The sequence below is a fragment of the Mesorhizobium humile genome, from assembly GCF_033977215.1.
Taxonomy (GTDB): domain Bacteria; phylum Pseudomonadota; class Alphaproteobacteria; order Rhizobiales; family Rhizobiaceae; genus Mesorhizobium; species Mesorhizobium humile.
In genome coordinates this window covers 428,561-452,505 of the sequence record NZ_JAVIIV010000002.1, presented here as the reverse complement: position 1 = coordinate 452,505, position 23,945 = coordinate 428,561, and the positions used below count along the sequence as shown (strand labels likewise).

Genomic DNA, 23,945 nt, shown 5'->3' with positions numbered 1-23,945 from the left:
TGTTTCGCGCTCTTTCGAAACGCTCCGCGAGTTGGTTTAGCCGACTGGGCAATCACAGTCGCCGGCGAATTCAGGGGCGCAACACGCGCCCCTGAGTTACTTGTTGCGATTGACCGCTTCAGGCCTTGTCCAGCCAGACCTTGTCCAACTGCAGCTCGAATGTCTGGTGCATGCCAAGGTTCTTCACATAGGCGGCGTGATGACGGTAAAGCGATCGCCAGAACGCCTGAACGAGAATGCCGGAGTCCTGCAGGGTGAATTCGACGTCCTTCATCAGCTCCTTGCGCTTCTCGGGATCGGCGATGGCCATCGCCTCGTTGAGCTTTTTGTCGAAGTCTGGATTGGCATAGCCCGACTCGTTCCACGCCTCGCCGCTGCGATAGGCGATCGCCAGCACCTGAACGCCCAGCGGCCGCATGCCCCAGTCGGTGGTCGACCACGGATATTTCGTCCAGTCGTTCCAGAACGAGGAGCCCGGGATGATGGTGCGCTTGACCTTGAATCCGGCGTCGCGCATCTGCGCGGCGACCACGTCGGCCGGATCTTTCACATAGTCCGCGTCGTAGGAGATGAGCTCGAACTCGTGATCCGTCTGGCCTGCTTCGGCCATCAGGGCCTTGGCCTTGGCGAGGTCGCGCGGAACTTTCGGCAGCGCGTAATATTCCGGATGGATCGGGCAGACATGGTGGTTTTCGGCGACCTGTCCGAGGCCGCTATAGCCGAGCTTCAGCACCGTCTCGTTGTCGACCGCGAGCTGGATTGCGTTGCGCACCCGCTTGTCGTCGTAGGGCTTGTTGGTCACGTTGGTGCGCAGCACGATCGTGCCGGCGGTGACCACCTGCTCCTTGACCAGGCCCATGCTGTCATAGAGGTCGACGGTGCCACCGACGGTCTGGTAGTTGCAGTCGATTTCGCCGGCCTCGAAGGCGCTGCCGATTGCGGGATTGGAGGCGTCCGATCCGTAGTCGACCCAGTCGACGCCGTCGAGATAAGGTTCGCCGCCGAACCAGGCGAAGTCCTTGCGCCGCCTGACTGAAGCCGATTCACCGACCTTGTAGGAGATCAGCTCATAGGGGCCGGTGCCGGGCGTCTTGAGCATGTCGGCGCCGTTCTTGTCGAAGTCGCGATGGACGATGACCGCCGGATAATCGGAAAAGCCCGGGATGATGGTGACGTCCGACTGGCGGCATTTCAGCTTCACCGTGTGGTCGTCCACCTTGGTGATGGAGCCGGCGGCGGCCTGCTTGGTGGCGGGATCGATCAGGGAGCTCATGCGACCGGCCATCGAATTGCCCTCGGCCGCCTTATCGCACCAGCGCCCGATGTTATAGACGATGTCGTCGGCGTTGAAGTCGTCGCCGTTCGACCATTTCACGCCCTTGCGCAGATGCAGCGTGTATTCGGTGGCGTCGTCGCTCACCTCCCAGCTCTCGACCAGATGGCCTTCGAAAGTGAAGTCGGTGGTGTAGCGGATCATGTAGTCGTTGCACTGGCGCATCACATTGGCGATTTCCGACCAGTCCCAGGAGCGCGGATCCTTCATGTCCTTGATGATCATCTGCATCTTCAGGATGCCGCCCTTCTTGCCGGGCACGATCGCCGCGGCCTTGGCCGGCTCGATCCCTGCCATCGAGTAGGCGAGCGCCGTGGAAGCGCCCATCACGCTTGCCATGGCCAGGAATTCGCGGCGGTCCATCCCGCCCTTTTTGACTTCGGCTGCATAGCTTTCGATGACCGCCGGGACGCGGTCACCGTTGCTCTTGAACATTGTCATCGTTGTTCTCCGGTTCAGGGCTTTTTGCCCGTTGCATTCCCCTTGCGGCACGCATGTTAGGGTCGATGCAAAAATCCCGGAAGGGCTCGAACGGCCACAAACCGCAGAAACCCGGCCGTTGAGGCCTAAAAAAACGACGCCATTGGCCCGTCAAATTTTTGAGGGCGAAAATAGGGCTAAGGTCGCGCGGCGTCTTCCCTGGCCCTGGACAATATCCATTCCCTGACCGTGCGGGCGATGTTCCCTTTCGAGAGCTGACTCTCGGTCAGATAGTAATTCCAGGGGCTTGGCGGCCGGACCGGAAACGGCTCGACAAGCAATCCGCGGCGCATATAGGCATGCGCAAGCGAACGCTGCGTGGCGACGAGGCCGGCTCCCATCGCGGCGAGCTCGAGCGCGATGTTGGAGGCGTTGGTCGAAAGACCCTTGTCGTGATCCTCCATGTCGACGCCAAGCGCATCGGTCACCACCTGCCAGTATTCCTGGCGGCCATGCACGAAGATCCAGTCCACCTTGAGCATGTCCTGCGGCGTCTTCAGCGCATGTCCGCCCTCGAGCAGACCGGGAGCGCAAAGCAGGACCAGTTCGTCGTTCCAGAGCGGGGTCGCCGAAGGCGGCCTGTCGTCGAAGCGCCGCGTCGAGATAGTGATGTCGGCGATCTGCTCGCTCAAGTCTTCCCAGATCGTGCCGTGCAGCACGATCTCGATCTCGGGGTGCTTCTTGCGGAAGGCCGCCATGCAGCCGGCCAGCCAGTTTTCCGCAAGGCTCATCGGACATGAAACCACCACAGTGCGGTTGCGCGAGGAAGCAACGATCGCTTCGGTCGCCTGGTCGATCTGGTCGAGCGCCTGGCGCAAGGTCGGCAGGAACGCCTCCCCCATCTCGGTCAGCTTCAGGCTGCGCGGATAGCGGATGAAGAGCTGCCGGCCAATATAATGTTCGAGCGCGCGCACATGCGTGCTGACCGCCGCCTGCGTGTAGCCAAGCTCCTTGGCCGCCGTGGTGAAGCTCAAATGGCGGGCCGAGCTCTCGAACGAGCGGATATAGTTCAAGGGGGGTGGCGGCTTCATCCCGGTCTCCTAAAGAGCAATTCCAGGAAAAGTGTGAGCGGTTAGGCTCGGCGACTTCGCCGTAGCCTTCCGTCCGGAATTGCATCAAAACAAAGCGATAGTGCGGTTCGCCGTTTCCGTGAAACGGTGGACCGCACTAGCAATCGCCATAGCTATCGCACGGGCGACCGGCCATTCAATCGCAGACGAGCGACATGGCATCAATATTTTTGGCCAAAGCCGCCAAACTAATCGCGTGCCTGCGCGATGAACCCAATTTATTGATGTTGTGGAGAGACAGGGGAGATAAGCGCGTGGCTGTGCCGTCATACCGGCGTGAGGGGCCTGTCGTCAGTTCCGATACGTTCGCGCGCCTTGCCGATTTCGTGCTGCGGCGTCCCGCCTCCGTCTTCCCCCAGCCGGTGCTGGAACAGGCGCGTTACCTCCTTCTCGACACGCTCGGCATCGCCATTGCGGCCGGACCGATGGAAGCAGGCCGGATTGCCCGCGACACCGCCGTGCTTCTCTATGGCTCGAACGACCCGCAATACTCGGCCCGCATGCTGTTCGACGGACGCCGCGCCAGCATCGCCGGCGCGGCCTATGCCGTCGCCACGCAGACCGACAATCTCGACGGCCATGACGGCTACAGCCCGACCAAGGGCCATATCGGCGTCGCGGTCGTGCCGGCGCTTGCCGCGCTCGCCGAGGCGAGGCCCGACCTTACCGGGCCGGAAGCGCTGGCGTCCCTGGTGATCGGCTACGAAGTCGCTGGCCGGGCCGGCATCGCCTTGCATGCGACAGTGAGCGACTACCATACCTCGGGCGCCTGGAATGCCTTGGGCGTAGCGGCGGTGGCGGCACGCCTGCGTCGGCTCGACGAAACGCAATTGCGCGAGGCGCTCGGCATTGCCGAGTATCACGGCCCGCGCAGCCAGATGATGCGCGAGATCGCCACGCCGACGATGCTGCATGACGGCTCCGGCCCCGGTGCTCTCATCGGCCTCTCCGCCGCGGTGCTCGCCGAACGCGGCTTCACCGGCGCGCCGGCGATCACGGTCGAGGCGCCGGACGTCGCGGCGTATTGGCAGGATCTCGGCGTCTTCTGGCAATCATTGCATCAGTATGTGAAGCCTTACCCGATCTGCCGCTGGGCGCATGCGGCGATCGACGCGGTGCGCGGACTTTGCCTGGCGCACAATCTGACCTCCTCCGACATCGCCCATGTCCAGATCAACAGCTTCCACTATGCCGCCACGCTGTTCGACGGCATGCCGGACACGACCTCGAAGGCGCAGTACAGCCTGCGCTTCGCCGTCGCGACCTTCATCCTTCATGGACGCATCGGGTTGGAGCATATTTCCGGCGCCGGCCTCGCCGACGCCGCGGTCGCCGACATGCTCACCCGCATCATCGTGACCGAGACTGAGCGCCACAGCGCCCGCTTCCCGGCCGGCCGCTGGGCCGACGTCGTCATCACGACCAATGATGGACGCGTGCTGATGTCGGGCGACGTGCATGCGCGCGGCGGCCCGGAAGCGCCGATGACGGTGCAGGACGTCGAGGCCAAATACATGGAATTCGCCGCGCCGGTGCTCGGCTCCGACCGCGCCACGGCGATCCGCGACGCGGTGCTCTCGCTGGACGACCGCGACAGCCGCTTCTCCGATCTCTCGGCGCTGCTCTACGATCCTCCCAAGACGTTGAGCTGAGCGCGCAATGCCCCTCAGGCTTCTGAAATACGGTCTCAGCAGGGACTATCCAGTCAGCGGCGACATCCCCGCCACGCCCGAGCTGAAGCCGGTTTACGACGTCGTCATCATCGGCGGCGGCGGGCATGGGCTGTCCTGCGCGCATCATCTTGCCAAATACCACGGCATAAGCAGCGTGGCTGTGCTGGAGAAGGGTTACCTCGCCGGCGGCAACACCGCGCGCAACACCACCACCATCCGCTCCAATTACATCACGCCGGAAGGCATCGCTTTCTACAAGGAAGGCGTCGAGCTGTTCGAGCGGCTGTCGCAGGAGCTCGACTTCAACGTCATGTTCTCGCAGCGCGGCCAGCTCACGCTTGCGCATAGCGAGGCGACAATGCGCAGTTTTCACATGCGCGCCGAGATGGGCAAGCATATGGGCACGCGCACCGAGGTCGTCGACCAGAAGGGCGTCGAGGAGCTCTGCCCGCTGCTGAATATGGACTATGGCGGTCCGCTCGAAATCCTCGGCGGGCTCTGGCATGCCGACGGCGGGACGGCGCGCCACGATGCCGTGGCCTGGGGCTATGCCGCCCAGGCCTCGCGGCGCGGCGTTGAGATCCACCAGCGCACCGAGGTGCAGGGCTTCGAGGTGGTCGGCGACCGGGTCCAGGCGGTCAAGACGAACAGGGGCCGCGTCGCCTGCGGCCAGGTGCTGATCGCCACCGGCGGCATGAATTATGACGTGGCGCTGATGGCCGGTGTCGAGCTTCCCATCCGCTGCTATCCGCTGCAGGCGATGGTGACACAACCCTTGAAACCCTGGCTCGACACGCTGGTCTCGTCGGTCTCGCTGCACACCTATCTGGTCCAGTCGTCGCGCGGCGAGGTCGTCATCGGCGGCGGCTCCGACCCCTACCAGCTCTATTCGACGCGCTCGACACTCGACATGAAAGAGCACCTCGCCGAAGGCTCCGTCCACCTCTTCCCCTTCCTGCAAGGCGTGCGCCTGCTGAGGCAATGGGCCGGCATCACCGACATGACGCCGGACTACAGCCCGATCATGGGCGCAAGCCCGCTCGCCAATCTGTGGCTCGATTGCGGCTGGGGCACCTGGGGCTTCAAGGCGACCCCCGTCGCGGGCAAGCGCATGGCGCAGACGATCGCCGACGGCCGCGTGCCCGATATCCTGAAACCCTTTGCATTGGAGCGCTTCGAGACCTTCAGGCTGCTCAATGAAATGGGCGCGACCGCGGCGAGCCATTAGACCATGAAACTGCTCACTTGCCCCATGAACGGCCCGCGCAACATCGACGAGTTCCAGTCCTTCGGCCCGGTGCGTGCGAAGCTGGATCCGAACAGCACTGCCGACGCGGAATGGTCGCGCCATCTGTTCCGCGCCGAGAACCGCAAAGGCATCGTCGTCGAGTGGTGGCGGCACGTGCCGAGCAATTACTTCTTCCTGGCCGAGCGCGATCTCGTCAGCAACGAGATCATCCGCACCTTCGACGCGTCCGAACTGCGGGAGCGCGCATGAACCGGCTGCCCGCCCCTTTCGGAAACCGCATCGATCGCAGCCGTCGCATCCGCTTCACCTTCGAGGGCAAGCCCTTCGAAGGTTATGAAGGCGACAGCATCGCCAGCGCGCTTGCCGCTTCCGGCCAATGGGTGTTGTCGCGCTCGTTCAAGTACCACCGCCCGCGCGGCATCCTGTCGATGACCGGCGCCGACGCCAACGTGCTGGTGCAGCTGCCGTCCGAGCCGAACGCCGGCGCCGAGCGCACGCCGGTCAGCGAAGGGCTGCGGGTCAGCGCACAGAACGTCAACGGCTCGCTCGAGCGCGACCGCGACGCGATCATGGACAGGTTCGGCCGCTTCCTGCCGGTCGGCTTCTACTACCGCACCTTCATGGGTCCGCGCCGCGACAGCTGGCTGAAATTCTGGGAGCCGATCATCCGCCGCAAGGCGGGCCTGGGCGTGGTCGACACCAAGGCTCCACACCGGCATTTCGACAAGACGCACCTGCATTGCGACGTGCTCGTCGTCGGCGCCGGTCCGGCAGGACTGAACGCGGCGATTGCCGCCGCCGAGGCCGGCGCCGACGTGGTACTGTGCGACGAGAACCCCGAGATCGGCGGCTCGCTGAGTTATGGCCGCTACGATCCGGCCATCCTCTCCAACCTGTCGTCCCGGCTGAAGGCGCTGCCCAATCTCAGGGTGCTGACCGGCACCGTCTGCAATGGCTGGTATGAAGACAACTGGCTGCCGCTGATCCAGGGCAACCGCCTCCATCGCACACGCGCCCGCGAAGTGATTCTGGCGACCGGCGCCATCGAGCAGCCGGCCGTCTTCCGCAACAACGACCTGCCGGGGATCATGCTCGGCGTCGCCACCCAACGGCTGGTCCGGCACTATGGCGTGCGGCCTGGTCGGAGCGCCGTGGTGCTGGCCGCCAATGAGGACGGTTACCGGACAGCGCTCGATTTATTGGACGCAGGCGTAGCGGTCGTCGAACTTGTCGATCCGAGATCGGTCGGCGATGCCGGGCCGCTGGAAGCCGAACTTCGCGGCAAAGGTGTCGCCATCCGCAAAGGCGCAACCATCGAAGCGGCGGCAGGCACGTCTGGAAATCGTCACCTTGCCCGCGTCCGTGTCGGCGGGAGCTGGATCGCCTGCGACCTGCTGGCCGTTTCGATCGGTCAGGCGCCGGCGTGGCAATTGCCGTGTCAGGCCGGCGGCAAGGTCGGCTACGATGCCGCCGCGGAGATGATGACGATCACACTCCCGGAAGGCTCCGTCCATCTTGGCGGCGCCGTTGCCGGAACGGACGAATTGCCGGATGCAATCGGCAGCGGCCAACGAGCAGCGGCAGCCGCCCTTTCGCGGCTCGGCCATGCCATGGCGGTCGAACCTCCAATCACGCCGAAGAGCGTCGGGCCACGCTATGTTCAGCCGATCCTCGCCGATCCCAAGGGACGCGACTTCGTCGACTTCGACGAGGATCTGCAAGTCAAGGACCTGCAGAACGCGACCAAGGACGGCTATCGCGAGATCGAGCTCGTCAAGCGCTTCACCACCGTTGGCATGGGCCCGAGCCAGGGACGTCATTCGGCCCTGGCGACAGCCCGGGTCGTCGCCGAGGCGACCGGCCGGTCGGTCGCCGAGATCGGCATCACCACGGCGCGGCCTCCGGTCGGGCCGGAAACGCTCGGCGTGCTCGCCGGCCACCACGAAGCGCTGGAGCGCCGCACGGCGCTGCATGCGAAGCACGTCGCGCTGAACGCCGCGATGAAGCCGATCGGCGCATGGTGGCGGCCTTACTACTACGGCGACGCAAGCGGCGCTGAAGAAGCGGTCCGCGAGGAAACCCTCGCCGTGCGAGAGGGCGTCGGCCTGCTCGACGTTTCGACGCTCGGCAAGCTGGAGATCCGCGGGCCGGACGCCGGTGAATTCCTCGACCGCCTTTACACGATGGCGCATGCCAACCAGCCCATCGGCCGCGTGCGCTATTGCCTGATGCTCAACGAGATGGGATCGGTGGTCGACGATGGCGTCGCCTACCGGATGGCGCAGGACCAGTTCTATGTGACGGCGACCACCGGCGCCGTGGCGCGCGTCTATGCCGACATGCTGTTCCGGAATGCCGAATGGCGCCTGAAGGTGGACGTGCTCAACCTTACAGGGGCGTTTTCAGGCCTGAACGTCACCGGACCCAAGGCGCGCCTGGTTCTCGAGGCGCTGGAGAGCGACATCGATTTCAGCCGCGACGCCTTCCCCTATCTCAGCGGCCGCGAAGGCACCGTCGCCGGTGTCCCGGTGCGGGTGATGCGCATCGGCTTCACGGGCGAGCTCAGCTACGAATTGCATTGCCCGTCGAGCCAGGCGCCTCATCTCTGGGACGCGGTAATGGCGGCGGGACGGCCGCATGGCCTGCGCCCCTATGGGCTGGAGGCGTCGCGCATCTTGCGCCTGGAGAAAGGTCACATCCTGATCGGCCAGGACACGGATGCGATCACCACGCCGGATGAACTGGGCTTCGGCTGGGCCGTCTCGAAGAAGAAGCCTTTCTTCGTCGGCAAGCGCTCCATCGAGATGCGTGCGAGGCTCGGGCAGACCCGCAGGCTGGTCGGCCTGCAATTCCCCGCCGGCGCCCGCAACATTCCCGGCGAAAGCTGCCTGGTGCTGCGCGGCGGCGCGCCTGTCGGCCAGATCACGTCGGTCGGGTACTCGCCGTCGCTCGGGCGCCATATCGCGCTCGCCTATGTCCATGTCGACGACCAGGCGGAAGGCAGCCGCGTGACGGTGAAATGCCGCGACGGCGAACTGGTCGAGGTGCCGGTCGTCGCCCACGCCTTCTTCGACCCGACCAACGCGCGGCAGGAGATCTAGATGGCCGCCGACATCGCGACGCGCATCTATCCCTTCATGCCCGGCGGCGCGGCCGACGGCACGAAGCTGGTTTCTGGCGCGGTCGTGCTGAGCGATCTCACGGACAAGCCGCGCTTCGGCCTGAAAGGCGGCGGCAGCGCCGCCTGGCTCGCCGCGCAGGGTGTCAAACCGCCTGCCGTCAACCGCATCGGCGACCACCGTGGCATGCGGATCCTGCGCCTCGGCAACGAGGACATTCTGCTTCTCGCCGAGGGCGCCGGCGAGACGCTCGCCGAAATCAAGACCGCCTGGCAGACCGCGCCGTCGCCGAAAGGCTATTCGTCATGGCGCGAAGAAGGCTGGGCATGGATGCGGCTTTCCGGCCCTCGCCTTGCCGAAGCGATGAGCGGGCTTTGCGCGCTGGACCTTAGACCCCAAAAATTCGGTGCCGAAGACATCGCCCAGACCCGCGTCGGCCATATCGAGGCCGTGGCGTTCCGTTCGCCGGCGGGTTTCGACATACTCTTCGACGTCACCGCTTCCGCCTACTTCGCCCGCGCCGTCGCGGCGGTGGCCGGCCACACAGACCAGCATAGAGGACATCCATGACCCGCCCGCAAGGAACCATCGCCCCGATCCTGACGCCGTTCGAAGATGACGGCCGCATCGCGCGCGATCTCTGGATTTCCCACGCCAAATGGGTGCTCGGCCAGGGTGCGCATTTCCTCTCGCCCTTCGGCACGACGGGCGAAGCGCTCTCGGTATCCTTGCGCGAGCGCATACAGGCGCTGGAATGGCTGGTCGAGGCAGGCATCGCGCCCGACCGGCTGATGCCCGGCACCGGCGTCACCGCCCTGCCCGAAACGGTCGAGCTGTCGGCGCATGCCGTCAGTCTCGGCTGCGCCGCGGTCATGGTGCTGCCGTCCTTCTTCTACACCGGCGCCGGCGACAACGGTCAGGCGCGCTGTTACAGCGAGTTGATCGAGAAGGTGGCAAAGCCCTCGATGCGCGTGATCCTCTACCACATCCCGCAGAACTCGGGCGTGCCGGTCAGTCCGGCGCTGACAGCAAGGCTGAGCAAGGCTTTCCCGGACACCGTCGTCGCCTACAAGGACAGTGCCGGCGACTGGAACAACACCGCCGCCGTCATCGCCGCCGCGCCCGGCATTTCGGTCTTTCCGAGCTCCGAGGCGCAGCTCACCAAGGGTCTCGCCAGCGGCGCGGCCGGCTGTATTTCCGCCACCGTCAATCTGAACGCCGCCGCCATCCGCCGGCTCTATGACGCGGCCAGGAAGGGCGAGGATGTCGCCGAGGCGGATGCCGCCATCAAGGCGTTCCGAAAGGTGATCCAGGATGCCGGGCTGATCCCGGCGATGAAGGCGGTGCTTGCGGTCAAGTCCGGCGACCGGCGCTGGCTGAACCTGCGCGCGCCGCATGAGAATGCGACGCTGGAGAACGGCCAGGTCCTGCTTGCCGCCCTCGGCAGCGCCGCCGATCATATCGGCCGTAGCTGAGGTCGCGATGTCGGCGCGCCCAACCGTCATCCTGCACACCGACAAGCCGGCGGGCGCGCTTGCCGTGCTCGCCGAGACGCATCCGGACCTCGACGTCCATGCCTGCGACACCTATGCCGGCCTCCCCGCGCTGATCGAGCGGACCGCCGCGGAGGTGGTCTATTCGATCCGCTTTGACGGCACGCCGCGCTATCCGCGCCAGGCCCTAGTCCAGAGCCCGACCGTGAAATGGGTGTCGATCGGCGGCTCCGGCACCGACCATCTCGGCCGCTGGGATCCCGCGCATGTGACGGTGACGAATTCAGCCGGCGTCGCCGCCGGCATGCTGGCCGAATATGCGCTCGGCGCCATGCTCTCCTTCTCGCTCGACCTGCGCGGCTTCGAACGCCGGCAGCAGGCCCGCCAATGGGGCGGCAGCCGCGTCGAGCCGATCGAGGGCAAGACCGTCCTCATCCTCGGCCTCGGCAAGACCGGCGAGGCCGTCGCGCGCCGCGCGCAGGCGATGGGCATGCGCACGCTCGGCATCCGCGCGCGGCCGAAACCGATGCCGTCGCTCGATGAGGTGCATGGCCCCGACGCGCTGCTGGCATTGATCGGCCGGGCCGACTTCATCGTCTGCTGCGTGCCGCTGCTGCCCACCACGCGCGGCCTGCTCGGCGAAGCCGCCTTTGCCGCCATGAAGCCGTCCGCCGTGCTGATCGACATTTCGCGCGGCGGCGTCGTCGAGGAGAAAGCACTGCTCGCCGCACTCGACAACGGGCGGATCAAAGGCGCGGCGCTCGATGTCTTCGCCACCGAGCCGCTGCCGACCGGGCATCCGCTCTGGAGCTACGACAACGTCGCCGTCACGCCGCATTGCGCGGCGGTCTATGAAGGCTGGGACATCAAGTCGGTGCGCATGTTCGCCGACAATCTGGCCCGCTACCGCAAAGGTGAGCCGCTGGAAAACGTGATCAATCCGGAACGTGGGTACTGAGAGCAATTCCAGGAAAAGTGTGAGCGGTTTTCCGTCCGGAATTGCGAAAAAGAGAATCGGGAGGAATCCTATGTCACAGGACAGGCGCGGCGGTGGCCGCAGATCGAAGCTCGGACGCAGCGGTGGCGGCATCGCGCAATTGCCATGGCAGAGCGTCAAGAACCCCTACCCGCCCATGCAGATGCTCGATGAAGAGCGCATGGAGCAATTGCACAAGACCTCGATGCGCATCCTGTCCGAGCTCGGCATCCGCGTCATGAGCGAAAGGGTGATGGATCTGTTCGCCAAGGCTGGCGCCATCGTCGACCGCGAGAGCAACACCATCCGCATCGACGAGAGCATTGTCACCGAGGCACTGCGCAAGGCTCCCTCGTCCTTCACGCTGACCAGCCGCAATCCGGACAAGCAGGTTGAGTTCGGCGGCAATTCGCTGGTCTTCGGGCTGGTCGCCGGTCCGCCCAACGTGCATGACCGCGTCAACGGCCGCAGGCCGGGCAATCTCCCCGACTATCAGAACTTCATCCGGCTGGCGCACCACTTCAACGCCATCCATATCATCGGCAACCAGGTGGTGGCGCCGATCGAGTTGCCGGCCAATTCGCGCCATCTGGATACCTACTACGCCAATCTGACGCTGAGCGACCTCTCCTTCCACTGCACCGCCATCGGCCGCGCCAGGGCGATGGACGGCATCAACATGATGGCGATCGCGCGCGGCATCTCCGTCGAGGAGATGCGGGCTTCGCCGGGCGTGACGACGATCATCTCGATCAACTCGCCCCGCCTGTTCGACGACGCGATGGCGGAGGGTCTGATCGCCATGGCCGAGCACGGCCAGCCGGTTACCGTCACGCCATTCACGCTGATGGGCGCGATGACGCCGGTGACACTTGCCGCGGCACTTTGCCAGCAGAATGCGGAAGCGCTGTTCGGCGTGACGTTGACGCAGCTCGTCAATCCCGGCACGCCGGTGATGTATGGCGCCTTCACCTCCAATGTCGACATGAAGTCCGGTGCGCCGGCCTTCGGCACGCCGGAGAACGCCAAGGCCAACATCATCGCCGGGCAACTGGCGCGGCGCTACAACCTGCCCTATCGCACCTCCAACGCGAACGCCTCCAATGTGGTCGATTTGCAGGCGGCCTACGAGACCGAGATGGCGACATGGGGCGCGGTGCTCGGCGGCGCCAATTTGATCTATCACGCCGCAGGCTGGCTGGAGGGTGGCCTGACCGCGTCCTACGAAAAGCTCGTGCTCGACGTCGAGATCCTGCAGAACATGATGGAGTTCCTGCGGCCCTTGCCATTCCAGGAGGACGACCTCGGCTTCGAGGCGATCAAGTCGGTGCCGGCCGGCGGCCATTTCTTCGGCGCCGAGCACACCATGTCGCGCTACACCACCGCCTTCTACCAGCCGATGTTGTCCAACTGGCAGAACCATGGTGCCTGGCAGGAAGCCGGCGGCAAGGATGCCCTCGAACGCGCGACCGAGCTCTGGCAGCAGGCGCTGCACGATTACGAGGAACCGGTGATAGACCCCGCCATCCGCGAGGAGCTCGACGCCTATGTCGCGCGCCGCCGCGAGGAGATCGCCGCCAATCCGGAAGCTTAGAGCATGATCCCGAAAAGTGGGGACCGGTTTTCGGAAAAGATCATGCTCCATCAAAAGAGTTGGAAAGCCGTCTGATGCCCTATGATCTCCTCATCCGCGACGCAACGCTGATCTCCGGAGACGGCTCTGACCGCTTCCAGGCAGACATTGCCGTCACGATGGGCCGCATCGCGGCGATCGGTCGGCTGGACGACGCGCAAGGCATCGAGGAAATCGACGCCAAGGGCAAGATCGTCGCGCCCGGCTTCATCGACGTGCACACCCATGACGACGGCGCGCTGCTGGCGCCGCGCGGCATGGACCCGAAGATCAGCCAGGGCGTGACGACGGTGATTGCCGGCAATTGCGGCGTCAGCCTCGCACCTCTGCTGCTCGACCAGACCCCTCCACCGCCCTTCACGCTGGTCGGCGGCCGCGAGAATTTCCGCTTCGACCGTTTTGCCGACTATGTCGCCGAGTTGAAGCGCCGCGGCATCGCCACCAACGCGGCCCTGCTCGTCGGTCACACCACCTTGCGCCAGCGCTGCATGCCGGTGACCGACCGGCCGGCCAATGCAGCGGAAACGGCGGCGATGCAGGAAGCGGTCGCCGAGGCGATGGCCGAGGGTGCGTTCGGCCTCAGCACCGGGCTCGACTATCCGCCAGCCGTCAACTCCTCGACCGATGAGGTCAAGGCTCTCGCCGCCACGGCGGCAGGCCTCGGCGGCCCCTACGTCACCCACACGCGCAATTATTTCGAGACGATGGACGAGGCGATCGAGGAAGCGATCGACATCGCCGACCATGCCGGCGGCAAGCTGTTCATCTCGCACCACCAGTGCACCGGCCGCGCCAATTTCGGCAAGAGCCGGCCCTCGTTGGAGAGGATCGACCGGGCGCGCGAGACGATGGACATCGGCATGGACGTCTACCCCTATGCCGCGAGCTCGACCGTGCTTCGGCTGGAGCGCTGCGACACGGGCTTAAGAATCCTCGTCACCTGGTCCGATCCGCATCCGGAGATGGCGCGGCGCGAAATCGCCGACGTTGCTCGCGAATGGAACTGCACCGAGCGCGAAGCCGGCCAGCGTCTGCTGCCGGCTGGCGCGGTCTATTTCCAGCTCGACGAGGACGACGTCCGCAACATCATCGCCCATCCGCGCACCATGATCGGCTCGGACGGCCTGCCGCACGACATCCACCCACATCCGCGCCTCTGGGGCACGTTTCCACGTGTGCTCGGGCACTACGCGCGCGATGTCGGTCTGTTCAGCCTGGAGGAGGCCGTGTTCCGCATGACCGGCTTGCCCGCGCGTGAATTCGGCACCCAGGAGCGCGGTATTCTGGCCGAAGGCAATTTCGCCGACCTCGTCATCTTCGACCCCGAGACGATCATCGACACCGCCACCTTCGAGGAACCACGCCGACCCGCCGCCGGCATCGACCATGTGTTCGTCAACGGCGTCTCAGTCTGGCGCGGCGGCAGGGCGACCGGAGCGCTGCCCGGCGCGGTTCTCAAGCCCTCAGCTTCAAAGACGCTATTCAGAGGCGCATGTGGCTGCGGCGCCGGTCACAGCGACTCGTAGATCCGGTCGACGCTCTCCAGCGTGTAGGCGAACTCCACCGGCCGCGTGCAGCGCCAGCCGCCGAAAGGCTGGCCGGCAAGCGCCTTCAGTGCTTCGAGCTGGCGCAGTATGCCGCCGCCATAAAGCCGGTTCGCCATGTCGAGCAAGCCGGTGCGATGCATGGCCTCCGTCATGCTGCCGCAGGCTTCCTTGACCAGCCAGACGCGAAACCCCTGATAGACGGCGTCGAACACGCTTTCCGTCACGCAGCTGTCGGTAAGGACCCCGGTGACAACGAGGTTCTCGATGCCGAGTGTGGCCAGCCGTTGCGAAAGATCGGTGCGGCGAAAGGCGCTCGGCCAGTGTTTATGGATGACGATGTCGCCGGGCGCTGCCGCCACCTCGTTGCAGATATCCGCGCCTTCGCTGCCGGCCACAGCGGAGCGGAATTCATCGGTCAGGATTTCCTCCTGCCGCGCATAGCCGTCGCGCTCTTCCGGCTTCACCCAGGCCTGCGCATGGATGACCGGCATGCCAGCCTTGCGGGCGGCTTCGATCAGCGCGGCCGCATTGGCCAGCACGTCGTCATAGCCGACGACCGGCCATGCCGCGCCGAGGCGGTATTCATTCTGCAGGTCGATGACGAGCAAGGCGGTCCTGGCAAGGTTCATCTCTGGTCCGGTGAGTTGTCGAAATCGGTGACGAAACGCAGGAGCAGCCGGATCGCCTGATCGAGATCGGCGATCTCCATCGCTTCATGCGGGTTGTGGCTGCCGTGTTCATTGCGCACGAAGAGCATGGCGGTTGGGATGCCGGCGCCGGCGAAGGTGGCTGCATCGTGCCCCGCCCCGCTCGGCACATGCGGTGCCCGCATCCGCATCTTACTGGCGGCGCTGTCGAACCTCGCGATCAATGCCGGCGACATCGTCGCCGGCTCCCAGGTGAAGCGCGGCCCCGGCTCGAAGGTGACGCCGCGTTTGGCACTCACTTCAGCGAAAATCTCATGCAGCCTTGCCTCGATCCGATCCAGGACGGCGGCTTCGGCACTGCGCACATCGAGCGTGAAACCGAGCTCGCCCAGCACCCGGCTGCCGCCGTGCTGCGTCGGATCGGACTGCACGCGGCCGAAGGTGATAGTGGCCTCGCGCCCTTCGCGTTCGAGCGCGTCCCATTCGGCCTCGAGGTCAGCGATCAGGTCGGCAAAGCCAAGCACGCTGTCATGCCGCGCAAAGCGCGGCTCGGCGCCGGAATGGGCGTAGGCGCCAAGGCATTTCGCATCGACATAGCGGAAGCCGCCGGCAATCCCGGTGACGATGCCGACCGGCGCATCGGCGGCAACCAGCCGCGGTCCCTGCTCGATATGCACCTCGACGAAGGCGGCGATCCGATCGACATCGATGCCGGGCACGCCACGCCGCACGGCGTCGGGGTCGAACCCTTCCTCGCGCATGTGCTCGGCCAGTGTGCGACCGCTGTCGGACCGCTTCGCATCGAGCGCCCGCGGATCGAGCAGGCCAAGCGCCGCCTGGCTGCCGGGATAGGAGAGCGGAAACCAGACGGCTTCCTCGGCACGAGTCGCCAACACGACGAGGTCACGCGGCAACCGGATGCCTTTCTCGACCAATTCGGCGATCACCGCCAGGCCGGCCACGACGCCGGCAGCGCCATCGAAATTGCCGCCATGCGCGACGCTGTCGAGGTGCGAGCCAATGACGATTGCCGGCAGCTCGGGGTTACGGCCGCTGAGCGTCAGATAGAGATTGCCGGCGGCGTCGACGCGCGCGACCGCGCCGAGTTTTTCCCCGTCATTGCGCACGAGATCATGGGCGAAGCGCTCGCCGGGTCCGTAAGCGACGCGCGTGATCCCCGGCGCGTCCGTCGTAGCTTCGGCGAGCGCGTCCAGGATACGTCCCGCCAGTTTGCCACCGACCGTCAATGCGGCGTTGCTCATGAGGCGGCCAGCCGAGATTGAGCACCGCGCAGCCGATGCGGCGTGAGTTCTTCGAGCGATACGCCTTGCCTTGCGACATCGTCCGGCAGGCCGCCGCCGGCGATCAGGCTGGCACAGACGCGCGACAGTGCCGGCGACGTCTTGATGCCGTAGCCGCCCTGCCCGACCAGCCAGACGAAATCCGGGAACTCGTCATCCGGCCCGACCACCGGCGACCCGTCGGCGACGAAGGTCCTCAGGCCCGCCCAGGAACGCGACACGCGCTGAACTTCGATCGTGGTTGCCCGTTCGAGACGCTCGGCGCCGATCGCGACATCGATGTCTTCGGCAAAGGCGTCCACCGGCGCCGAAGGCGTCGCATCGGCTGGCGACACGAACAACTGCCCGGCATCCGGCTTGAAATAGAACTCCGCGCCGACATCGTTGACCAGCGGCCAGTCGCTAATGTCGAGGCCGGCCGGCGCCGGGATGTTGAAGGCGGTGCGGCGCTTCGGCTGTAGGCCGACCGGGCACACGCCCGCCATCGCCGCGATCTCGTCGCCCCAGGCGCCGGCAGCGTTGACGATAAGCGGCGCAAGGAATGTCCCCGCTTCCGTCTCGATCCGCCATTGACCGCCCTGTCGGCCGATACCTCTCACCCCGGCCTTGGTGACGATGCGAGCGCCGCGCGCCCGCGCGCCGCGCAAAAAACCCTGATGCAGGCCGTTGACGTCGATATCCATCGAATGCGGTTCGATATAGGCGCCGGCGAGATAATCCCGGCGCAGCACCGGCACGCGCGCGATCGCCTCGGCCGGCGTAATCGCGACGATCGAGGGAACGAGCGCCTGCGCGGCCGCCAGATCCTCGCGCAAAAGGTCAAGCTGGTCGGCGCGCGACACGTTGATCATGCCGCGTTTGCTGAGCAGCGGATAATCGGAAAAACCCGTCGGCGGCTCGGTGAGAAATGCCCGGCTGGCGAGCACGATGCGGCGGATGACGCCGTTGCCGTAATTCTCGGTGAAGCTCGCCGCCGAGCGTCCCGTGGTGTGATAGCCGCAATGGCTCTCGCGCTCGAGCAGAACCACCTTGCTGTCGCGCGAAATCTCGAAAGCCGCGCCGGCGCCAGCCATGCCGCCGCCGATGATGATAACGCCGGTCTGCTCGCTCATGCATCCCCCAAAACTGCCCCGCGCGGCACCGCGGGCGGTTCGCCCAGACGGCCGCGGCGCGCACGATCGCGGGCGCCGCGCCCTTCGGCCAGATTCTCGGCCAGCGAATTCTGCGCGGCGCAATCCCGTAATGCCAGGTCGCTGATAAAAGGCACCGGCTTGCCGGCGATAGCCATGCCCTTCAGCCGCGCCCAGACCGCGCGCCGCTTGCGCACTTGATGCGACTGCAATTCGCTGATCTCGGCGATACTGCTCTCGCGCTTGATCTGTAGCGCGCCGGCCCCGACAGCCGCGTCGAACAGCTCCAGCCCGCGCTTCGTGCGCACGATGATGCCGTTGAGAGATTCATCCTCGACGGCCGGTCCGCCATTCAGCCATGCGTCAGATACCGCGATATCCGCCACTTGGCCGATGGCATCAGGGCAGATTTTGCAGCGCGGCTGGATCATCCATTTGTCCTCGTCTTCCCACAGCTGCCGGTAGCTGATCTCGAAGCCGCGGCCGTCGCGAGTTTCGATGCGATTGAGGCCCGGGTTGCCGTGGCCTCGGTAGCGGAAGAGCGTCAGTTCGTCCTCGCTCAATCCGAAACGCTGCAGCACCTGTTCCGACTTGCTCAAGTCCGAAGCGCCGCCGCAGACGAAGGTGAGCGCATAGCGCATATATTCGTCGACGCGCGGATCGAGCCGCGCCAGATTGCGCACGGCGGTGATGTCGCAAGGCTTGGCGATCAGCGCGAACGGCTCGCCGCGGTCGAGGACGGCGTTGAAGTCGACCAATGTCGCCGCCGGACCATAGCGCGAGCCGGCGCCTTCGAGCACCGAAACGGCATCGAAGCTCAGCCGGCGTTCCGTGCGCATCGGCATGGAAGGCGATGCCACCACATGCAGCACGAACTTGACCCGTCCCGAGTTGAGCAGGAACTGCCCGAGCGCCGTCAGCGTCCCGCCGCCGGAGCCGACGAAGCGAACCGTAGGATTTCCGGCAGAGCCGAGCACGAGCCGTTCGACCGGCCCCCAGACCGTGTCCGTCAACGTGGCTTCCTTCATCTGGGTTGCCGGCGGACCGGCGATGCGCGTTCCCGGGCAGACGGCGTTGATCCTCGCCAATGTTGGCTTGTCCAACGCGCGTAGCGCCACCGGCCGCTCGCGCCCTTCCGGCGTCATCACTATGTCGACATCGCCGGCACCGGCGATAGAGCGACAGAGGCCGCAGCCGATGCAAAACCCGTTCTCGACGATCTCGCCGAGCGTCAGCGGCTCCGACGAGAGCGGCGGCGTGCCTTGGAGGGGCGGCGTGCGTTGGCTTTGGCGTGTTTCGATCGGGCCCATCGCGGTCTCAGACCGACTCCGAAATGCGCCGGTACTGGTCGGGGCGGCGATAGAGCGAAAAATTGAAATTTACCTTCCGACAGACCTCGATCAGCTCGAGATCGGCGCGATGGACGATGACCTCGTCGTCGAGCGACATCGCCTGCGCGGCAATCTCTCCGGTCGGCGCGATGATGCACGACCCGCCGATCAGCATCTGCCCGTCTTCCAGGCCGGCCTTGGCGGCGGCAGCGACCCAGAGCGTGTTCTGGTAAGCACCGGCCTGCATCGGCAGATGGTTGTGGAACATTCTCAGATGCGCCAGCGCCGGCGCCTCGTCGAGCAGCAGCGGCGTGTTGTAGCCGAGCAGCGCCACCTCGGCGCCGTTGAGGCAGAGCATGCGGTAGGTTTCCGGCCAGCGGCGGTCGTTGCAGATGGCCAGCCCGACCCGGACGCCGCGATAGTCGAAAACCGGAAAGCCGAGATTGCCCGGCTCGAAATAGCGCCGTTCGAGATGCGTGGTCGTGCCTTCTTCCGGCTCGCTCGAACCCGGCACATGCATCTTGCGATAGCGGCCGATGAAGGCGCCATCCGGTCCGACCAGATCCATGGTGTTGAAATGGCGCGTGCGGCCTTCTTCCTGCGTAAGCTCGCAATAGCCCAGCGCGAAGCCCACCTTCAGCCGAGCGGCGGCATCGTAGAGCCGCTGTGTCTCGGGTCCCGGCATCGAAGCTTCGAAGAAGGCGTCGATCTCGGCCTGGTCGTCGATGCGCCAGCGCGGGAAGAAAGTGGTGAGCGCCATTTCCGGAAACACCGCGATCTCGGCGCCGGCGGAAGCGGCCCTCTCAAGGAGATGGACGAGCCGCCCCACCGTCTCGGCGCGCGTGGCGCTGCGCTGGATCGGTCCGGTCTGGCAAACGGCGATGGTCAGGCATCGAGCCATGGTGTCCAATCCTCGACTGGTTTCCGGGAAAGCGCCGGATCGGCGGCAGCGCGCGCCACAAAACGCCCGAACCCCGGTTCGGCCCGCAGCTTGCCGTCGGCGACCACCGGCACGCCACGCACCAGCACGGTGGTCGGTCGGCCGGTGACGACCTTGCCCTCATAGGGCGTAAAATCGACTCGCGAATGCAGCGCCTCGTGCCCGAGCGTCCAGCGCGCCGTCGGATCCCACAGCGCCAGATCCGCGTCGAGCCCGACGGCGATGCTGCCTTTGCGATCGGCGAAGCCATAGATCGAGGCGGCATTGCGCGAGGTGAGGTCGAGATAGCGCCCGAGCGTAAGCCGGCCGGTCAGCAGCCCTTCCGAAAACAGCAGCGGCAGGCGCGTCTCGATGCCGGGAATGCCGCTCAGCGTCGTGGTGAAACCGGGCGTCTCGGAGCGGCCAATCTTGTCGGCGAAATAATATGGCGAATGGTCCGACGACCAGAGGTCGATGCCGCCATTGATCAGCTCTTGCCACAGATGCTCATGGCTGCGCGGCGAACGCGGCGGCGGTGAAAAGACGAAGCGCGCCGCGTCGATTGCCGAGCGGTCGAGATCGGCCGCGCCGAGAAAGAGATATTGCGGGCAGGTTTCCGCGATAGCGTCGACGCCGCGTGTCTTCGCCCGTGCCACCTCCTCGGCCGATTGCCAGGAGGAAACGTGCACGATGGTCATGCGCGCGCCGGTCATCTCGGCAAAGGCCAGTGCGCGATGCGTCGCCTCGCGCTCCATTGTCTCGCTGTGGGCGACGACATGGTAGCGGATATCGGTGCGGCCGAGATCGATGAGCCGCTGCCGCGTGCGCCGGATCGCGGCGTCGTTCTCGGCATGGACCATGACGACCCAGCCAAGCTCCCTCGCCGTATCGAGGACCTTGAAGAAGAGGTCGTCGTCGACGGCAAAACCCTGATAGGTCATGAACAGCTTGACCGAGGCGATGCCGCGTACCGCAAGCGCCCCAAGCTGGGCCTCGACATCGGCGCCGGTGCCCATGGTGACCACGGCATGCAGCCCGTAGTCGATCACGGCGCGTCCCGCCGCGCGCTCCAGCGCGCGGTCGATGGCGCCGACAGTCGTCATGTCCTGTCCTGGCATGCCGAACGGGACGATGCAGGTCGTGCCGCCAAAGGCCGCGGAGATCGTGCCGGATTCAAAGTCGTCGGCGTTGCCCGCCCCGCCCCAGACCGGCTGGTCGAGATGGCAATGCGCGTCGATGCCGCCGGGCAGCACCCAATGGCCGCTGGCGTCGATCGACGTCTCGCCGGACAGGCTTTTGCCGATGGCGGCGATGCGGCCGTCGTCGATGCCGACGTCGCACTCGGCCCAGCCGTCGTCGAGCGCCACGCGCCCGCCTCTGATCACCAGCTCATGCATTGACCAGCTCTTCTATTCAAATTGGCCCTCGCCGGCCGGCTTAGCCAACGGCCGCCGTCACCATGATCTCGACGCGATACTGGTCGCCGGCAAGCCGCGCTTCCACCGTGGCGCGCACCGGCATGGCGCTCCTGTCGATCCAGGCGTCCCATGCCGTGTTCATCATCTCGAAATCGGCAATGTCCCTGAGCCATATCTGCGCGCTCAAGAGCTTCGACTTGTCGCTGCCGGCCTTGGCCAGAAGCGCGTCGATCTTGGCCAGGATCTGCTTGGTCTGGCTGGTGGTGTCGCCGGAAAGATCATCCGCGGTCAGGCCGGCCACATAGACGGTGCCGTTGTAGCGGAGCACCCGGCAGAAGCGCTGGCCGTTTTCGAGGCGTTCGATCGTCATATCGTTCCCTTCCGCTGGTTCCCGGAGTTTTGGCTTTTTGCCTATGGTACGGAGGGTGCAAAACGACTGTAAAGCCCGCCGCGACCTGAGATGCCGCTTTCCTTCGCCGGCATGGCCAAAAAAATTCGAGCCATAGCCGCGTCAATCTTCGTTTGTGGCAATCGCCACAAAGTGTAGGTTCTGCTCGGGCTGCCGTCGGTCAACGGTGCCGCCAGGGAGCCGCCGCAGCCGCATTCATGAGGTCGATCGCTCAATCCGCGATGAGGCTTTGGCAAAATGCAGAGCGCTCCCGCGCCATGCTGCCGATCATGGTCGGCATCTGCCTCGCTTGTATCGGCAGCGCCATGCTGACCACCGCCGTGTCGCTGCATCTCGGCAAGCCCGGCATTTCTCCGCAAGTCGTGCAGATCGTGCTGACAGCCTATCCGGTGGGCTTCCTCGTCGGATGCCTGGTCACGCGCCCGGCTGTCGCCCAATACGGCCACGAGCGCACCTTCGTCACGATCCTGGTGCTGGCGCTGCTGGCGGCGTCCGGCTTCGCCTTCACCGACTTCCTGCCGAGCTGGATTTGCTTCCGCCTGCTCGGTGGCATGGCGATGGCGTCGCTATTCGTGGTCTGCGAAAGTTGGATCAACCTCTACGCCGAGCAGCACAATCGCGGCGCGTTGTTTTCGCTCTACATGCTGACGACGGCGATCGCAGTGCTGTTTGGACAACTCCTTGTCGCGCTGGTCGGCCCGCAATCGCCGCATCTGTTCCCGGTCGCGGCCGCGACCGTGCTGCTGGCGCTGATCTCCAAATTCATCGGCGGACGCTGGCCGGCGCTACCTACCGCCGATCCGGAGCATGCGAGTTCCGCAAGGCCGGTCAAGCGTCTTGGGCCGCTCGCGCTCTTCCGGCTGGCGCCGGTTACGGTCGTGGCGATCTTCCAGGGCGGTATCACCAACATGAACATCTTCGTACTGACGCCGATCTATGGCACGCAGATCGGGCTGTCGGCGGCAACGACAGTCGGGCTGGTCACGACCATCAGCATTGCCGGCATGCTGGCGCAGACGCCCGTCGGCTGGCTGTCCGACAGGTTTGAACGTCGCATCATACTGCTCGTCCAGGGCATCCTGTCGGTCACGCTCTGCGCCGCGATCGCCTGGCTCGGCAATTTTTCGGTGCCGCTGCTCTTCGTGCTGTTCTTCCTCTATGGCTGCACGGCGCTGACCGTCTATCCGGTGGCGATGGCCTTCGGCGCCTCGCAATTGCACAGCCGGCACATGGTGGGCGCCTCCGGCACGCTGCTCCTGCTCTATTCGATCGGCAATGTCGCGACGCCCGGCATCTCCGCCGGCCTGATGGACCATATGGGCGCGCCGGCCATGTTCCTGCTGCTCGGCGGCGGCGCCGTGCTGGTCACCCTAGCCGCCTGCTACAATCTGTTGCGCCGCCCAGTCACGCTGGCGGCCATGCAGGCGATCGAGGAGCGCGCCTGATGACGGATGCAGCAACGAACCGCCTCGAAGGCAACGTCATCCTTATCGCCGGCGCCGCCAGCGGCATCGGCGCGGCAATCGCACGCCGCTGCATTGCAGAAGGCGCAAGGATCGTCTGCGCGGATTACGAGCTCGAGCCCGCGACGAAGCTTGCCGAAGCGCTCGGGCCCACCGCCGCTGCTTGCCAGTGCGATGTGATGAAGATCGAGTCCGCGAAGGCGGCCGTCGAATTCGCGAAGCAAAAATTCGACCGGCTCGACGGGCTGGTGCACAATGCCGCCGCGCCTTCGACCAGCGCCACCGTCGTCGATCTCGACGAAAGCGCCTGGCGGCATGAGATCGACGTCGGCCTGACCGGCGCCTTCCTGATGAGCAAGTTCGCCGTACCGCTGATCGCGGCAAGTGGCGGCGGTTCGGTCGTCTTCATCGGCTCGCAATTCGGACGCGTCGCCACGACCCGCGCCGTCGCCTATTGCGCCGCCAAGGCTGGGCTGATCCACCTCGCCAAGGCGATGGCCGTGGATCACGCCGCCGAGAAGGTCCGCGTCAATAGCCTCTCCCCAGGCGCCGTGGCGACGACGCGCCTGTTGCGCAGATTTGCCGATTTCGAAGCCGCCAATGCCGGTCTCGGTCCTGCCCATCTGCTCGGCCGCATTGCCGAGCCCGACGAGATCGCCGCCGCGGCAGCCTTCCTGCTTTCTTCCGATGCGTCCTTCGTCACCGGATCCGACATGCTCGTGGACGGCGGCTTTGCGACGCGCTGAACCCGAAA

The 23,945-nt window shown here is 65.6% G+C and carries 20 protein-coding genes; 11 read left to right on the top strand and 9 right to left on the bottom strand.

What is annotated here, in order from left to right:
* Window positions 1–118: 118 nt before the first annotated feature.
* Window positions 119–1,774: an ABC transporter substrate-binding protein gene (locus RFM52_RS05040; RefSeq protein ID WP_320295425.1), complete on the bottom strand. Its 1,656-nt coding sequence runs from the start codon at window positions 1,772–1,774 to the stop codon at window positions 119–121.
* A 176-nt stretch (window positions 1,775–1,950) separates the two neighbouring features.
* Entirely contained in the window at window positions 1,951–2,844 is an 894-nt protein-coding gene (locus RFM52_RS05035) for a LysR substrate-binding domain-containing protein (RefSeq protein ID WP_320295424.1), read from the bottom strand.
* Window positions 2,845–3,137: 293 nt separating this feature from the next.
* On the opposite strand from RFM52_RS05035, the gene RFM52_RS05030 reads away from it, so the two are divergent.
* The 9 genes from RFM52_RS05030 to RFM52_RS04990 all read left to right on the top strand — a co-directional run bounded on the left by RFM52_RS05030 (window position 3,138) and on the right by RFM52_RS04990 (window position 14,552).
* On the top strand, window positions 3,138–4,535 hold the full coding sequence (locus RFM52_RS05030) for an MmgE/PrpD family protein (protein WP_320295423.1): 1,398 nt from the start codon (window positions 3,138–3,140) through the stop codon (window positions 4,533–4,535).
* 7 nt (window positions 4,536–4,542) lie between these two features.
* Window positions 4,543–5,784 (top strand): FAD-dependent oxidoreductase, encoded by a 1,242-nt coding sequence (locus tag RFM52_RS05025; protein WP_320295422.1) that lies wholly within the window; start codon window positions 4,543–4,545, stop codon window positions 5,782–5,784.
* A 3-nt stretch (window positions 5,785–5,787) separates the two neighbouring features.
* Window positions 5,788–6,054, top strand: a complete 267-nt coding sequence (locus RFM52_RS05020; protein WP_320295421.1) for a sarcosine oxidase subunit delta — start codon at window positions 5,788–5,790, stop codon at window positions 6,052–6,054.
* Window positions 6,051–8,906 carry a 2Fe-2S iron-sulfur cluster-binding protein gene (locus tag RFM52_RS05015; protein ID WP_320295420.1) on the top strand — a complete coding sequence of 952 codons (2,856 nt, stop codon included), beginning with the start codon at window positions 6,051–6,053 and terminating at the stop codon, window positions 8,904–8,906. Before RFM52_RS05020 ends, RFM52_RS05015 begins: the two co-directional genes overlap by 4 nt.
* Window positions 8,907–9,494 carry a hypothetical protein gene (locus RFM52_RS05010; protein WP_320295419.1) on the top strand — a complete coding sequence of 196 codons (588 nt, stop codon included), beginning with the start codon at window positions 8,907–8,909 and terminating at the stop codon, window positions 9,492–9,494. It abuts the gene before it with no gap.
* Window positions 9,491–10,399, top strand: coding sequence for a dihydrodipicolinate synthase family protein (locus tag RFM52_RS05005; protein ID WP_320295418.1), 909 nt, complete (start codon window positions 9,491–9,493; stop codon window positions 10,397–10,399). Before RFM52_RS05010 ends, RFM52_RS05005 begins: the two co-directional genes overlap by 4 nt.
* Before the next feature lie 7 nt (window positions 10,400–10,406).
* A complete protein-coding gene (locus RFM52_RS05000) occupies window positions 10,407–11,375 on the top strand; it encodes a D-2-hydroxyacid dehydrogenase (RefSeq protein WP_320295417.1) in 969 nt (322 codons plus the stop codon).
* 70 nt (window positions 11,376–11,445) lie between these two features.
* The gene (locus RFM52_RS04995; RefSeq protein WP_320295416.1) at window positions 11,446–12,987 is read left to right on the top strand and encodes a trimethylamine methyltransferase family protein; all 1,542 of its coding nucleotides are present in this window, start codon (window positions 11,446–11,448) and stop codon (window positions 12,985–12,987) included.
* Between the two features lie 74 nt (window positions 12,988–13,061).
* Entirely contained in the window at window positions 13,062–14,552 is a 1,491-nt protein-coding gene (locus RFM52_RS04990) for an N-acyl-D-amino-acid deacylase family protein (protein WP_320295415.1), read from the top strand.
* On the opposite strand, the gene RFM52_RS04985 is transcribed toward RFM52_RS04990, so the two are convergent.
* From RFM52_RS04985 to RFM52_RS04955, 7 genes are read right to left on the bottom strand one after another with little or no spacing between them, the layout of a single operon-like run.
* Entirely contained in the window at window positions 14,537–15,202 is a 666-nt protein-coding gene (locus tag RFM52_RS04985) for a cysteine hydrolase family protein (RefSeq protein ID WP_320295414.1), read from the bottom strand. The genes RFM52_RS04990 and RFM52_RS04985 overlap by 16 nt on opposite strands.
* On the bottom strand, window positions 15,199–16,482 hold the full coding sequence (locus RFM52_RS04980) for a Zn-dependent hydrolase (RefSeq protein WP_320295413.1): 1,284 nt from the start codon (window positions 16,480–16,482) through the stop codon (window positions 15,199–15,201). The genes RFM52_RS04985 and RFM52_RS04980 overlap by 4 nt, the downstream gene beginning before the upstream one ends.
* Window positions 16,479–17,633, bottom strand: a complete 1,155-nt coding sequence (locus RFM52_RS04975; RefSeq protein WP_320295412.1) for an NAD(P)/FAD-dependent oxidoreductase — start codon at window positions 17,631–17,633, stop codon at window positions 16,479–16,481. Before RFM52_RS04975 ends, RFM52_RS04980 begins: the two co-directional genes overlap by 4 nt.
* Window positions 17,630–18,961: a Coenzyme F420 hydrogenase/dehydrogenase, beta subunit C-terminal domain gene (locus RFM52_RS04970; RefSeq protein ID WP_320295411.1), complete on the bottom strand. Its 1,332-nt coding sequence runs from the start codon at window positions 18,959–18,961 to the stop codon at window positions 17,630–17,632. The genes RFM52_RS04975 and RFM52_RS04970 overlap by 4 nt, the downstream gene beginning before the upstream one ends.
* A gap of 7 nt (window positions 18,962–18,968) precedes the next feature.
* Window positions 18,969–19,883, bottom strand: coding sequence for a nitrilase-related carbon-nitrogen hydrolase (locus RFM52_RS04965; RefSeq protein ID WP_320295410.1), 915 nt, complete (start codon window positions 19,881–19,883; stop codon window positions 18,969–18,971).
* Window positions 19,868–21,298 carry a dihydropyrimidinase gene (gene hydA / locus RFM52_RS04960; protein WP_320295409.1) on the bottom strand — a complete coding sequence of 477 codons (1,431 nt, stop codon included), beginning with the start codon at window positions 21,296–21,298 and terminating at the stop codon, window positions 19,868–19,870. Before hydA ends, RFM52_RS04965 begins: the two co-directional genes overlap by 16 nt.
* Window positions 21,299–21,338: 40 nt before the next feature.
* Window positions 21,339–21,689, bottom strand: a complete 351-nt coding sequence (locus RFM52_RS04955; protein ID WP_041007422.1) for a RidA family protein — start codon at window positions 21,687–21,689, stop codon at window positions 21,339–21,341.
* Between the two features lie 296 nt (window positions 21,690–21,985).
* On the opposite strand from RFM52_RS04955, the gene RFM52_RS04950 reads away from it, so the two are divergent.
* On the top strand, window positions 21,986–23,173 hold the full coding sequence (locus RFM52_RS04950) for an MFS transporter (protein ID WP_320295408.1): 1,188 nt from the start codon (window positions 21,986–21,988) through the stop codon (window positions 23,171–23,173).
* The gene (locus RFM52_RS04945; protein ID WP_320295407.1) at window positions 23,173–23,937 is read left to right on the top strand and encodes an SDR family NAD(P)-dependent oxidoreductase; all 765 of its coding nucleotides are present in this window, start codon (window positions 23,173–23,175) and stop codon (window positions 23,935–23,937) included. The genes RFM52_RS04950 and RFM52_RS04945 overlap by 1 nt, the downstream gene beginning before the upstream one ends.
* Window positions 23,938–23,945 lie beyond the last annotated feature (8 nt).

What these genes read in the sequence shown, in the direction of transcription:
- RFM52_RS04995 (WP_320295416.1), top strand. Translation starts at nt 11,446, where the DNA reads ATGTCACAGGACAGGCGCGGCGGTGGCCGCAGATCGAAGCTCGGACGC.
- RFM52_RS04945 (WP_320295407.1), top strand. Translation starts at nt 23,173, where the DNA reads ATGACGGATGCAGCAACGAACCGCCTCGAAGGCAACGTCATCCTTATC.
- RFM52_RS05005 (WP_320295418.1), top strand. Translation starts at nt 9,491, where the DNA reads ATGACCCGCCCGCAAGGAACCATCGCCCCGATCCTGACGCCGTTCGAA.
- RFM52_RS04970 (WP_320295411.1), bottom strand. Translation starts at nt 18,961, where the DNA reads ATGGGCCCGATCGAAACACGCCAAAGCCAACGCACGCCGCCCCTCCAA.
- RFM52_RS04975 (WP_320295412.1), bottom strand. Translation starts at nt 17,633, where the DNA reads ATGAGCGAGCAGACCGGCGTTATCATCATCGGCGGCGGCATGGCTGGC.
- RFM52_RS04980 (WP_320295413.1), bottom strand. Translation starts at nt 16,482, where the DNA reads ATGAGCAACGCCGCATTGACGGTCGGTGGCAAACTGGCGGGACGTATC.
- RFM52_RS04965 (WP_320295410.1), bottom strand. Translation starts at nt 19,883, where the DNA reads ATGGCTCGATGCCTGACCATCGCCGTTTGCCAGACCGGACCGATCCAG.
- RFM52_RS05020 (WP_320295421.1), top strand. Translation starts at nt 5,788, where the DNA reads ATGAAACTGCTCACTTGCCCCATGAACGGCCCGCGCAACATCGACGAG.
- RFM52_RS05000 (WP_320295417.1), top strand. Translation starts at nt 10,407, where the DNA reads ATGTCGGCGCGCCCAACCGTCATCCTGCACACCGACAAGCCGGCGGGC.
- RFM52_RS05025 (WP_320295422.1), top strand. Translation starts at nt 4,543, where the DNA reads ATGCCCCTCAGGCTTCTGAAATACGGTCTCAGCAGGGACTATCCAGTC.
- RFM52_RS04990 (WP_320295415.1), top strand. Translation starts at nt 13,062, where the DNA reads ATGCCCTATGATCTCCTCATCCGCGACGCAACGCTGATCTCCGGAGAC.
- RFM52_RS04955 (WP_041007422.1), bottom strand. Translation starts at nt 21,689, where the DNA reads ATGACGATCGAACGCCTCGAAAACGGCCAGCGCTTCTGCCGGGTGCTC.
- RFM52_RS05015 (WP_320295420.1), top strand. Translation starts at nt 6,051, where the DNA reads ATGAACCGGCTGCCCGCCCCTTTCGGAAACCGCATCGATCGCAGCCGT.
- hydA (WP_320295409.1), bottom strand. Translation starts at nt 21,298, where the DNA reads ATGCATGAGCTGGTGATCAGAGGCGGGCGCGTGGCGCTCGACGACGGC.
- RFM52_RS05040 (WP_320295425.1), bottom strand. Translation starts at nt 1,774, where the DNA reads ATGACAATGTTCAAGAGCAACGGTGACCGCGTCCCGGCGGTCATCGAA.
- RFM52_RS04985 (WP_320295414.1), bottom strand. Translation starts at nt 15,202, where the DNA reads ATGAACCTTGCCAGGACCGCCTTGCTCGTCATCGACCTGCAGAATGAA.
- RFM52_RS05010 (WP_320295419.1), top strand. Translation starts at nt 8,907, where the DNA reads ATGGCCGCCGACATCGCGACGCGCATCTATCCCTTCATGCCCGGCGGC.
- RFM52_RS04950 (WP_320295408.1), top strand. Translation starts at nt 21,986, where the DNA reads ATGCTGCCGATCATGGTCGGCATCTGCCTCGCTTGTATCGGCAGCGCC.
- RFM52_RS05035 (WP_320295424.1), bottom strand. Translation starts at nt 2,844, where the DNA reads ATGAAGCCGCCACCCCCCTTGAACTATATCCGCTCGTTCGAGAGCTCG.